Source organism: Intrasporangium flavum, assembly GCF_001956915.1.
GTDB classification, from domain to species: Bacteria; Actinomycetota; Actinomycetes; order Actinomycetales; family Dermatophilaceae; genus Monashia; species Monashia flava.
The window spans coordinates 162,465-175,214 of the sequence record NZ_MLJO01000001.1 but is presented as its reverse complement, the minus strand read 5'-3'; the positions used below and the strand labels follow the sequence as shown (position 1 = coordinate 175,214).

General features: G+C 72.0%; 7 protein-coding genes. 6 read left to right on the top strand and 1 reads right to left on the bottom strand.

Features of this window, described 5'->3' with window-relative positions; genetic code table 11:
• Positions 1-50 precede the first annotated feature (50 nt).
• Positions 51-2,639, bottom strand: coding sequence for an alpha-glucan family phosphorylase (gene glgP, locus BIV28_RS00775; RefSeq protein ID WP_076258441.1), 2,589 nt, complete (start codon positions 2,637-2,639; stop codon positions 51-53).
• Between the two features lie 165 nt (positions 2,640-2,804).
• On the opposite strand from glgP, the gene BIV28_RS00770 reads away from it, so the two are divergent.
• From BIV28_RS00770 to BIV28_RS00745, 6 genes are read left to right on the top strand one after another with little or no spacing between them, the layout of a single operon-like run.
• Entirely contained in the window at positions 2,805-5,102 is a 2,298-nt protein-coding gene (locus tag BIV28_RS00770; protein ID WP_423221527.1) for an alpha-1,4-glucan--maltose-1-phosphate maltosyltransferase, read from the top strand.
• Between the two features lie 4 nt (positions 5,103-5,106).
• Positions 5,107-6,813, top strand: a complete 1,707-nt coding sequence (treS, locus tag BIV28_RS00765; protein ID WP_076258439.1) for a maltose alpha-D-glucosyltransferase — start codon at positions 5,107-5,109, stop codon at positions 6,811-6,813.
• On the top strand, positions 6,813-8,234 hold the full coding sequence (locus BIV28_RS00760) for a maltokinase N-terminal cap-like domain-containing protein (protein WP_076258438.1): 1,422 nt from the start codon (positions 6,813-6,815) through the stop codon (positions 8,232-8,234). The genes treS and BIV28_RS00760 overlap by 1 nt, the downstream gene beginning before the upstream one ends.
• Positions 8,231-10,534, top strand: coding sequence for a 1,4-alpha-glucan branching protein GlgB (glgB, locus tag BIV28_RS00755; RefSeq protein ID WP_207555678.1), 2,304 nt, complete (start codon positions 8,231-8,233; stop codon positions 10,532-10,534). The genes BIV28_RS00760 and glgB overlap by 4 nt, the downstream gene beginning before the upstream one ends.
• Complete coding sequence (gene pgm / locus BIV28_RS00750) at positions 10,531-12,177, top strand: phosphoglucomutase (alpha-D-glucose-1,6-bisphosphate-dependent) (protein WP_076258436.1); 1,647 nt, start codon at positions 10,531-10,533, stop codon at positions 12,175-12,177. Before glgB ends, pgm begins: the two co-directional genes overlap by 4 nt.
• Positions 12,174-12,746: a hypothetical protein gene (locus tag BIV28_RS00745; protein ID WP_076258434.1), complete on the top strand. Its 573-nt coding sequence runs from the start codon at positions 12,174-12,176 to the stop codon at positions 12,744-12,746. The genes pgm and BIV28_RS00745 overlap by 4 nt, the downstream gene beginning before the upstream one ends.
• Positions 12,747-12,750 lie beyond the last annotated feature (4 nt).

Sequence of the window (12,750 nt, the reverse complement as noted above, 5' to 3'; positions counted from 1 at the left end):
GCCCGGCCCCCGCGTGGGGGCCGGGCTCTGCGTCGTCGCGGCGACGCGCGTCAGGCGGTGCGGGCCAGGCCCAGCTCGGCCGACGACGCGAGCGCCGGGTGGCGCGGCACGATGCGGACGCTGTAGCCGAACGACCCGGTGCGGCCGAGCGGCTGGCTCCCGGCGAACTGGGCGCGACCGTTCTCGTAGCTCTCGACGAAGGCGAGCGGCGTCGTCTCGACGCCCCACAGCTCGTCGGCCTCGTTGACGTGACCGTGGACGAGCTGCACCTCGACGTCCTCGGGGCGCAGCCCGGCGAGGTCGACGTAGGCGCGCAGGTCGAGGGTGTCGCCGACCTGCGGGGAGTCGGACAGGCCCGAGGGCTCGAGGTGCTCGACCTTGACGTTCGGCCACGCGGCGCGGACCGACGCCTTGTACGCGGCCAGCTCCTTGGCACCGGCGAACTCAGGACCGTTGAGCGAGCGACCCGCGCCCGCGGCCGGGCTGTAGAGCCGGGTGACGTAGTCCTCGACCATGCGGCTGGCCAGGACCTTGGGACCGAGGGTCTTGAGCGTGTGGGTCATCATCGAGATCCACCCGTTGGGCAGGCCGTCGGTGCCGCGGTCGTAGAACTTCGGCGCGACGTCGTGCTCGATGAGGTCGTAGAGCGCGGCCGCCTCGATGTCGTCGCGGCGGTCGGCGTCCTCGACGCCGTCGGCGGTGGGGATGGCCCAGCCGTTGCGGCCGTCGAACCACTCGTCCCACCAGCCGTCGAGGATCGAGAGGTTGAGGCCGCCGTTGAGGGCCGCCTTCATGCCCGACGTGCCGCAGGCCTCGAACGGGCGCAGCGGGTTGTTGAGCCAGACGTCGCAGCCCGGGTAGAGGTGCTGGGCCATGGCGATGTCGTAGTTCGGCAGGAAGACGATGCGGTGGCGCACCTCGGGGTCGTCGGCGAAGCGGACCATCTCCTGGATGAGGCGCTTGCCGGTCTCGTCGGCCGGGTGCGACTTGCCGGCGATGACGAGCTGGACCGGGCGCTCCGGGTGCAGGAGCAGGCGCTTGAGGCGCTCCGGGTCGCGCAGCATGAGCGTCAGGCGCTTGTAGGTCGGGACGCGCCGGGCGAAGCCGATGGTCAGGACGTCCGGGTCGAGGATGTGGTCGGTCCAGCCGAGCTCGAGCTCGGTGGCGCCACGCTTGAGCCACGACGACCGGACGCGGCGGCGGGCGTCGGTGACGAGCTTCTCGCGCATCTCGCGCTTGGTCGACCACACGGCGTCGGCGGGCACCTCGTCGATGCGGTCCCAGGCGTTCTCGCCGGCGATGTCGGCGGTGCCGAGGTGCTTGAGGGCGACGTCGTAGACCGAGCGGTCGACCCACGTCGGGGCGTGGACGCCGTTGGTGATGCTCGTGATCGGCACCTCGTCGTCGTCGAAGCCCGGCCACAGGCCGTCGAACATCTCGCGGCTGACGACGCCGTGCAGCTGGGACACGCCGTTGGCGCGCTGGGCCAGGCGCAGGCCCATGACGGCCATGTTGAAGATGCCGGGCTGGCCGCCCTCGTAGTCCTCGGCACCGAGGGCGAGGAGGCGCTCGACGGGCACGCCGGGGATGGCGTTGGGGCCGCCGAAGAAGAGGTTGATCTTCGCGGCGTCGAAGCGGTCGATGCCGGCCGGCACGGGCGTGTGCGTCGTGAAGACGGTGGCCGAGCGGACGGCCTCGAGGGCCTCGTCGAAGCTGAGGCCGTGGTCGCGGACCAGCTCGGTGATGCGCTCGACGCCGAGGAAGCCGGCGTGGCCCTCGTTGGTGTGGAACACCTCCGGGGCCGGCGCGCCGGACAGGCGCGACCACAGGCGCAGGGCGCGGACGCCGCCGACGCCGAGGAGCAGCTCCTGCTCGAGGCGGGTGTCGCCGCCGCCGCCGTAGAGCGACTCGGTGACCCGACGCGTCTGCTCGTCGTTGCCGGGCACGTCGGAGTCGAGCAGCAGCAGCGGGACGCGGCCCACCTGCGCCTTCCAGACGTGGGCGTTGAGGACGCGTCCGGCGGGCAGGTCGATGGTGACGACCGCGGGCGTGCCGTCGTCCTCGCGCAGCAGCGACAGCGGCAGGCCGTCGGGGTCGAGGACGGGGTAGGACTCGACCTGCCAGCCGTCGCGGTCGAGGGCCTGCTTGAAGTAGCCGGTCTTGTAGAAGAGGCCGACGCCGACGATCGGCACGCCGAGGTCTGAGGCCGTCTTGAGGTGGTCGCCGGCGAGGATGCCGAGGCCGCCGGAGTACTGCGGCAGCACCGCGGTGATGCCGAACTCGGGGCTGAAGTAGGCGATCGCGGCCGGGGCGGCGCCACCGGCGGACCCCTGCTCGCGGCTCCAGCGCTGGTACCAGCGCTCGTCGGTGAGGTAGGACTGCAGGTCGGCGTTGGCGGCGACGACGCTGCCGACGAAGTCGTCGTCGGCGGCGAGCGAGGCGAGCTCGTCGGCCGACAGACGGGACAGGAGCTTGACGGGGTCCTCGTTCGCCTGGGCCCACTTGCGGGGGCTGATGCTCTCGAAGAGGTCACGCGTCGGCGGGTGCCAGGACCACCGGAGGTTGCTGGCGAGGACGCCGAGACCCTCGATCCGGGTGGGCAGGACGGTGCGGACGCTGAAGCGACGGATGGCCTTCACGAGGAGCCAGCATAAGGGGCCCGCTGACGTGTTCTTGCAACTCTTGCAGCCGGGTTTCATCCCTCGGACCCGAATCGTCCCGATTCGTGCCCAGCCCCCGAGACGGCCCCTCGTCGGCCCGCGCGCCCGTGTCGGGACGGGCCCAACTTCGATACGGTCGATCCCGTGACTGGCTCAGCGAAGAAGTCCCGTTCCAGCAAGCCCGCACGACCGCGCTCGCAGGTGTCACCCGCGAGCCGCCCCGACCCGACACCGGTGACCACCGTGTCCCGCGACGCCGCGCAGGCGCCCGTGAGCACCCCCGCCGCGGCCTCCGCCCCTGCCGCGACCGCCACGCCGGACGACTCGCATCCCGGCGCCGACGCCGCGTTCGTCGACGAGACGTCGGCCGGCGCCTCGACGCTCGCGCCCGAGCACCCGGTGAGCGAGGCCCCGACCGTCGCGGGCTACCCCGGCGACGCGCTGCCCATCGGACGCATCCCGGTCAGCGACGTGCGCCCGCTCGTCGACGGCGGCACCCGCCCGGCCAAGTCGGTCGTCGGCGAGGAGTTCGTCGTGCGCGCCAAGGTCTTCCGCGAGGGCCACGACGCCGTCAACGCCACCGCGGTGCTCACCGACCCCGACGGCCGCGACCACTACTTCCCGATGCACTGCGACAACCCGGGCACCTCGGAGTGGTCGGCGCCCGTGGTGGCCGGCCGGGAGGGCTGGTGGACCTACCGCGTCGAGGGCTGGTCCGACCCCTACGCGACGTGGGTCCACGACGCCGGCATCAAGATCGCGGCCGGGGTCGACGAGGACCTCATGTGCGCCGAGGGCGTCAAGGTGCTCGAGCGCTTCGCCGAGGCCGTCCGCGGCCAGGGGGCCGACGCGTCGGAGATCGACAAGGGCGCCCTCGCCCTCGCCGACACGCGTCGTCCGGCGGCGCACCGCTTCGGGGCCGCCACCTCCCCCGAGATCACCGGCCTCGCCGCGATCATGCCGCTGCGCGAGCTCGTCTCCCCCTCGCCGTCCCACGCCCTGCACGTCGAGCGCGAGCTGGCGCTCTTCGGCGCCTGGTACGAGATCTTCCCCCGCTCCGAGGGCGCCCGCCGCGACGAGAAGACCGGCGAGTGGGTCTCGGGCACGTTCCGCACCGCCGCGCAGCGGCTGCCCGCCATCGCCGACATGGGCTTCGACGTCGTGTACCTGACCCCGATCCACCCGATCGGCACGACGGCGCGCAAGGGCCGCAACAACACCCTGACCGCCGAGCCCGGCGACCCCGGGTCGCCCTACGCCATCGGCTCGCCCGACGGTGGGCACGACGCCATCCACCCCGACCTCGGCACCTTCGAGGACTTCGACGCGTTCGTCGCCGAGGCGAAGCGCGTCGGCCTCGAGGTGGCGCTCGACATCGCGCTGCAGGCCTCCCCGGACCACCCGTGGGTGCAGACGCACCCGGAGCTGTTCACGACGCGCGCCGACGGCACCATCGCCTACGCCGAGAACCCGCCGAAGAAGTACCAGGACATCTACCCCCTGAACTTCGACAACGACCCCGCCTCGGCCTACGCCGAGGTGCGCCGCGTCATCCAGGTGTGGCTCGACCACGGCGTGCGGATCTTCCGCGTCGACAACCCCCACACCAAGCCGGTTCGCTTCTGGCAGTGGCTGATCGCCGACGTCGCCGAGCAGCACCCCGAGACCATCTGGCTCTCCGAGGCCTTCACCAAGCCGGCGATGATGCACGAGCTGGCCAAGGCCGGGTTCCAGCAGAGCTACACCTACTACGCGTGGCGCAACGAGAAGTGGGAGCTCGAGGAGTACGGCCGCGAGCTGGCCTCCGACGACACCGGCGCCACGTACATGCGCCCCGCCTTCTGGCCGACGACCCACGACATCCTCACGCCGTACATGCAGTACGGCGGCCCCACCGCGTGGAAGCTGCGCGCGGCCCTGGCGGCGACGCTCGTGCCGACGTACGGCATCTACGCCGGCTACGAGCTGATGGAGCACGTGGCCCGCCCCGGCGCCGAGGAGCAGATCGACAACGAGAAGTACGAGTACAAGGACCGCCAGTGGTACCTCTACGAGCCCGGCGGCCCGCTCGAGCACCGCTCGCTGGCGTGGTACCTCAAGCGGCTCAACGAGATCCGCGGCTGGCACCCCGCGCTGCGCTGGCTGCGCAACCTGCACTTCCACACGGCCGAGGACGACAACGTCCTCGTCTTCAGCAAGACCCGTGTCGACCGCGCCACGGGCGAGCGCGACACCGTCCTCGTCGTCGCCAACCTCGACCCGCACGCGACGCGTGAGACGTGGGTGCACCTCGACCTCGGCGCGATGGGTATGGCCTCGTGGTCGACCTTCGACGCGCACGACCACATCACCAACCAGACGTGGCAGTGGCGGCAGGACAACTGGGTCCGCCTCGGCCCCGACTCGGAACCCGTACACATCATCAGCGTGAGGAGCCACTGACCACATGCAGGGACTCAACCTCTCCCAGCCGGGGCTGAAGCACGACCCTCAGTGGTTCCGGAAGGCGGTGTTCTACGAGGTGCTCGTGCGCGCCTTCGCCGACAGCAAGGGGGTGGGCGCCGGCGACTTCACCGGCCTGATCCAGCGCCTCGACTACCTCCAGTGGCTCGGCGTCGACTGCCTGTGGCTGCCGCCCTTCTACGCCTCCCCGCTGCGCGACGGCGGCTACGACATCGCCGACTACAAGGCGGTCCTGCCGGAGTTCGGGACCCTGCCGGAGTTCACCGAGCTCGTGTCGCAGGCGCACGCCCGCGGCATCCGCATCGTCACCGACCTCGTCATGAACCACACGAGCGACCAGCACCCGTGGTTCCAGGCCAGCCGCGCCGAGCCCGACGGCCCGTACGGCGACTACTACGTGTGGTCCGACACCGACGAGGGCTACGACGACGCCCGCATCATCTTCGTCGACACGGAGGTGTCGAACTGGACCTTCGACCCGGTCCGCCGGCAGTTCTTCTGGCACCGGTTCTTCAGCCACCAGCCCGACCTCAACTTCGAGAACGAGGCCGTGCAGGAGGCGATGTTCGACGTCGTCCGGTTCTGGATGGACCTCGGCATCGACGGCTTCCGGCTCGACGCCGTGCCCTACCTCTACGAGGAGGAGGGCACCAACTGCGAGAACCTGCCGAAGACCCACGAGTTCCTCGCCAAGCTGCGCACCATGGTCGACACCGAGTACCCGGGGCGCATCCTGCTCGCCGAGGCCAACCAGCCGCCGGCCGAGGTCGTCGACTACTTCGGCACCGACGAGGCACCCGAGTGCCAGATGTGCTTCCACTTCCCGGTCATGCCGAGGCTCTACTACTCGCTGCGCGAGGAGAAGGCCCAGCCGATCATCGACGTGCTCGCCGACACCCCGGCCATCCCGTCGGGCACGCAGTGGGGCACCTTCCTGCGCAACCACGACGAGCTGACGCTCGAGATGGTGACGCCGGAGGAGCGCGCCGCGATGTACGGCTGGTACGCCCCCGACCCGCGCATGCGCGCCAACGTCGGCATCCGGCGACGCCTCGCTCCCCTGCTCGACAACAGCCGCCCCGAGATCGAGCTGATCCACGCGCTCGTGCTCTCGCTGCCCGGCTCGCCGTGCCTCTACTACGGCGACGAGATCGGGATGGGCGACAACATCTGGCTCACCGACCGCGACGCCGTGCGCACGCCGATGCAGTGGACGCCTGACCGCAACGCCGGCTTCTCGACCGTCGACCCGGGCAAGCTCTACCTGCCCGTCATCAGCTCGCTCGTCTACCACTACAACAACGTCAACGTCGAGGCGCAGATGGCGTCGTCGTCCTCGCTGCTGCACTGGGTGCGCGGGATGCTCCAGGTGCGCAGCCGGCACCCCGTCTTCGGTCTCGGCGACTTCACCGTCGTGCCGGCCGACAACGACCACATCCTGGCCTTCACCCGGTCGATGGACGCCGACGGCGACCACCCGGCCGAGGCGGTGCTCTGCGTCAACAACCTGAGCAGCAGGCCGCAGGCGGCGACGATCCAGCTGCCCGAGCACTTCTCGGGCCGCGCGCTCGTCGACCTCTTCGGCGGCAGCGGGTTCCCGTGGGTGGCCTCCGACGGACGCGTCACCCTGACCCTCGGCTCACGCGACTTCTTCTGGCTCCAGCTGCGCGGTCAGGAGGACAACCGCTGATGGCCGTCGTCCACAAGGGCGCCACGATCGCCCCGACGAAGGTCGAGATGGTCACCGGGTGGATGCCGCGCCAGCGCTGGTACCACGGCAAGGGCCACGTGCCGCAGCTGCGACGCGTCGGCGGGTTCCGCTTCGAGGACCCCGAGGGCGAGGTGGGCGTCGAGACCCTCCTGCTCGCCGACGAGGCCGTGGCGCCCGCCGTCGTCTACCAGGTGCCGCTCACCTACCGGAGTGCCCCGCTCGAGGGTGCCGAGCACGCGCTGCTCGGCACGATGGAGCACAGCGTCCTCGGCACCCGGTGGGTCTACGACGGCCCGCACGACCCGGTCTACGTCTCCGAGCTGGTCCGCACCGTCCTCGAGTCCGACGTCTCCGACGACGCCCAGGCCTCGGTCGGCAGCAACGCCCGCGCCACGGGCTCGGCCACGGGGCAGGCCGCCGGCAGCGTCACGTCCTCCTCGGTCCTCACCGGCGAGCAGTCGAACACCTCGGTCATCTGCCGGATGAGCGCCGACGGCGGCCCGGCCGAACCGCTCATCGTCAAGGTCTTCCGCACCGTGCAGGACGGCGACAACCCCGACGTCGTCGTGCAGTCGGCCCTGACGGCAGAGGGCTCGGACCGCGTGCCGCTCGCCTACGGCAACCTCCACGGCGCCTGGGACGGCCCGTCGGGCGGCGTCGAGCACGGTCACCTCGCCTTCGCCCAGGAGTTCATCCCCGGCGTCGAGGACGCCTGGCGGGTGGCTCTCGTGGCCGCGGCGGCAGGCACCGACTTCACGGCCCGCGCCCGCGACCTCGGCGTCGTCACGGCGCAGATCCACGCGGCCCTCGCGCACGCCCTCGGCACCACCGAGGTGACGCCCGAGGCTCGCGAGGCGCTCGTCACCTCGATGCGCCAGCGTTGCGCTGCGGCGGTGGCGCTCGTGCCCGACCTCGCCTCCCACGTCGACGCGGTCGAGCGGGTGGCCGCGTCGGTGCGCGACGTGGAATGGCCTGCGCTGCAACGGATCCACGGCGACTACCACCTCGGGCAGGTGCTCGACGTGCCCGAGCGTGGCTGGGTGGCCCTCGACTTCGAGGGCGAGCCGCTGCGCCCGCTGTCCGAGCGCGTGGCCCCCGACCTCACCCAGCGTGACGTCGCCGGGATGCTCCGCTCCTTCGACTACGCGGCGGGCTCCGTCGCGCTCGCCGACGCCCCCGTCGACGCCACGGCCTGGGCTCGCGGGTGCCGCGCCGCCTTCCTCGAGGGGTACGCCTCGGTCGCCGGCGAGCCGGGCCCCGACGCCGCCGCCCTCGTGCGCGCCCTCGAGCTCGACAAGGCGCTCTACGAGGTGGTCTACGAGGCCCGCAACCGGCCGACGTGGCTGCCGATCCCGCTCGGCGCCGTCGAGCGGCTCACCAGCGAGGAGGTCACCCCGTGACGACCGGCCCGACCAGCTCCCCCGCGCTCGACCACCAGGCCATCGACGCGTTCCTGCAGGGGCGCAACGGCCAGCCGCACGACCTGCTCGGCCACCACGTGGGCCCCGGCGGCCTGACCATCACGGCGTTCCGGCCCTACGCCACCCGGGTGGCCGCGCGGCTCGACTCCGGCGACCGCGTCGAGCTGCAGCACGTGCGCGACGGCATCTGGTCGATGACCTCCCCCGACTTCGGCACGACGCACGACTACCGCCTGCTCGTCGAGTACGGCGACGGCGTCGCGCACGAGCAGGACGACCCCTACCGGTTCGCCCCGACGCTCGGCGAGATGGACCGTCACCTGGTCAACGAGGGCCGCCACGAGCAGCTCTGGAAGGTTCTCGGCTCGCACGTGCGCCACTACGCCGGCCCGCTCGGCGACGTCTGGGGCGTCTCGTTCGCGCTGTGGGCGCCGCGGGCCAAGGCGGTCCACGTCATCGGCGACTTCAACGGCTGGGACCGCCGCACGCACCCGATGCGCGCGCTCGGCGAGAGCGGCATCTGGGAGCTGTTCATCCCGGGCGCGCAGGAGGGGATGAACTACCAGTTCGCCGTGCGCGGCCCCGACGAGCTCGTCCGGCTCAAGAGCGACCCGATGGCCCGGATGACCGAGGTGGCCCCGAAGCAGGCGGCGATCGTCACCGAGTCGCACTACAGCTGGGGCGACGGCGAGTGGATGGAGCAGCGGCGCACCCGCAACTCCCACGAGGGGCCGATGAGCATCTACGAGGTGCACCTCGGCTCGTGGCGCCAGGGCGAGGGCTACCGCGGCCTGGCCGAGCACCTCGTCAACTACGTGCGCGACCTCGGCTTCACCCACGTCGAGTTCCTTCCGGTCATGGAGCACCCGTACGTGCCGTCGTGGGGCTACCACGTCACCGGCTACTACGCGCCGAGCTCGCGCTGGGGCACCCCCGACGACTTCCGCCACCTCGTCGACGAGCTGCACAAGGCCGGCATCGGGGTCATCCTCGACTGGGTGCCGGGGCACTTCGCCACCGACGAGTGGGCCCTGGCCCGCTTCGACGGCCTGCCGCTCTACGAGCACCCCGACCCGCGCCGCGGCTGGCACCCGGAGTGGGGCTCGAACATCTTCGACTACGGCCGCCCCGAGGTGCGCAACTTCCTCGTGGCCAACGCCCTATACTGGCTCGAGGAGTTCCACGCCGACGGCGTGCGCGTCGACGGCGTCGCCTCGATGCTCTACCTCGACTACGCGCGCGGCGCCGGCCAGTGGGAGCCGAACAAGGACGGCGGGCGCGAGAACCTCGAGGCCGTCGAGCTGCTCAAGGAGACGAACGCCACCGCGTACAAGCGCGAGGGCGGCATCGTCACCATCGCAGAGGAGTCGACGACGTGGCCGGGCGTGACGCGTCCGACGAACCACGGCGGCCTCGGGTTCGGCTTCAAGTGGAACATGGGCTGGATGAACGACTCGCTCAAGTACCTGGGGCAGGACCCGATCTACCGCAAGTTCGAGCACGGCAAGCTGACGTTCTCGCTCATGTACGCCTTCGACGAGAATTTCGTCCTGCCGATCAGCCACGACGAGGTCGTCCACGGCAAGGGCTCGCTGCTGCGCAAGTCGCGGGGCTCCCGCGAGGAGCAGGTGGCGACGCTGCGCGCCTTCCTCGCCTACCTCTGGTGCCACCCGGGCAAGCAGCTGCTCTTCATGGGCTGCGAGTTCGGCCAGGAGTCGGAGTGGTCGGAGGGCCGCAGCCTCGACTGGTGGCTGCTCGAGCAGCCGCTGCACTACCGCGTCCACAACCTCGTCAAGGACCTCAACGGCATCTACCGGCACCACCGCGCCCTCTGGGAGCTCGACAACGACCCGTCCGGGTTCGAGTGGCTCGAGGCCGACGACGCCGACCACAACACGTTCTCGTGGCTGCGCTTCGGCCGGGGCGACCGCGCCACCGAGGCCCCCGCCATCGCCTGCGTCATGAACTTCAGCGGCGAGACCCAGCCGTACTACCGCCTCGGCCTGCCCCGCGGCGGTCGGTGGGAGGTCGTCCTCGACACCGCCGGTTACCACCCCGACGCCCCGAGCAGCGCCGGCCTGGTCATCGACGCCGCGGCCGAGCCGTGGAACAGCCAGCCCTTCTCGGCGGCGATCACGGTGCCCCGGTTCTCGACCGTCTGGCTCGTCCCCGTCGGGGAGCCCGCCGGCGCCCCCGGTCACGCGGCCGACGCGTCGGCCCCGTCCCTCCCGGGCGGCGGGCCCGGCGCCGACCGTCCGACGAACGGAGACCCCTCATGAACCACCCCCGCGCGGGCCAGCCCGCCCGTCCCGAGGACCTCGTCGACGTCGACGCGCTCGTCGCCGCGTACTACGACCGCCACCCCGACGTCGACGACCCCGACCAGCAGGTCGCGTTCGGCACGTCGGGCCACCGGGGGTCGAGCCTGCGCACGGCCTTCAACGAGGACCACATCCTCGCCACGACGCAGGCCATCGTCGACTACCGCACCTCGCAGGGCTTCGACGGCCCGCTCTTCATCGGCCGCGACACCCACGGCCTGTCCGAGCCGGCCTGGCGCTCGGCCCTCGAGGTGCTCGTCGCCAACGGCGTCACCGTGCTCGTCGACGACCGCGACGGCTACACCCCGACGCCGGCCGTCTCCCACGCGATCCTGCTGGCGAACCGCGGAAAGGCTTCCGGCGCAAGCGGTCTGGCTGACGGCATCGTCGTCACGCCCTCGCACAACCCGCCGGCCGACGGCGGCTTCAAGTACAACCCGCCGCACGGCGGCCCGGCCGACACCGACGCCACGTCGGTCATCGCGCAGCGCGCCAACGACCTCATCCGGGGCGGCCTCGCCGACGTCCGCCGGGTGGCCTTCGACAAGGCACGCGGCGAGGCCGGCGCCTACGACTTCCTCGGCACGTACGTCGACGACCTCCCCTCGGTGCTCGACCTCGGCCGCATCCGCGAGGCCGGGGTGCGCATCGGCGCCGACCCCCTCGGCGGCGCGTCGGTCGGCTACTGGGGCGAGATCGCCGAGCGGCACGGCCTCGACCTCACCGTCGTCAACCCGCGCGTCGACCCGCAGTGGGCGTTCATGACGCTCGACTGGGACGGCAAGATCCGGATGGACTGCTCCTCCCCCTCGGCGATGGCCTCGCTCATCGGCGCCAAGGACGACTACGACATCTCCACCGGCAACGACGCCGACGCCGACCGCCACGGCATCGTCACGCCCGACGCCGGCCTGATGAACCCCAACCACTACCTCGCCGTCGCGATCCGCTACCTCTACGGCGGCGCCCGGCCGGGCTGGGGCGAGGGCACCGCCATCGGCAAGACCCTCGTCTCCTCCTCGATGATCGACCGGGTCGCCGGCGAGCTCGGCCGCACGCTGCTCGAGGTGCCGGTCGGCTTCAAGTGGTTCGTGCCCGGTCTGCTCGACGGCTCCGTCGGCTTCGGCGGCGAGGAGTCGGCCGGGGCGAGCTTCCTGCGCAAGGACGGCAGCGTCTGGTCGACCGACAAGGACGGCATCCTGCTCGCCCTGCTGGCCTCGGAGATCCTCGCCGTGACCGGCCGGACGCCGAGCCAGCACTACGCCGGGCTCACCGAGCGCTTCGGCTCGCCCGCGTACGCCCGCATCGACGCTGCTGCCGACCGCGACCAGAAGGCCAAGCTCGCCGCGCTCTCCCCCGACGACGTCAGCGCGGAGTCCCTTGCAGGAGAGGCGATCACGGGCAAGCTGACCTCCGCCCCGGGCAACGGCGCGAAGATCGGCGGGCTCAAGGTCACCACCGAGAGCGCGTGGTTCGCCGCGCGCCCGTCCGGCACCGAGGACGTCTACAAGATCTACGCCGAGTCGTTCAAGGGGCCCGAGCACCTCGCCCAGGTGCAGGCCGAGGCCAAGGACGTCGTGTCGGCGGCGCTCGGCGGATGACCGACGCGCTCGACCCGACCGACGCTCTCGGCTCTGCCGGTTCCGCCGGGTCCCCGGGCCGCCTGGTCCTCGTGACCGGTGCCGACGCGTCGGGGCTCGGCCGGCTGGCCCGCGCGGTCGGCGAGCGGCTCGGGGGCGCCCTCGTGGTCGACGGGCAGGTCCTCGACTCCATGCTCGTCGGCGACGCGTCGGAGCCGGGGTCGCTGCCCACCGGGGTCGCGCTCGTGCGGCGCCAGCTGCTGCGCTGGTCGGCGGGCCTGGCCCTGGCCGAGACCTACCTCATCGAGGGCCACGACGTCGTCGTCGCCGACCGGGTCGAGGGCGACCGGCTCGAGGACTACCTCGACCTCGCCGCGCCGCGACCCGTGCACCTGGTCGTGGTCGGAGCCGGCATCGACCCCTCCACCCCGGGCTGGGGGCTCTGGGTGACGACACCGCCCGGCGCCGGTGACGAGGACGCCCTGGACGGCACCGCGGCCGAGGTCGTCGAGCGGCTCGCCGAGTCGGTCGTGCAGACCGACGACGCCGGTCCCGACAACGCCGGTCCCGACGACCTCGGGACCGGCTGACGTC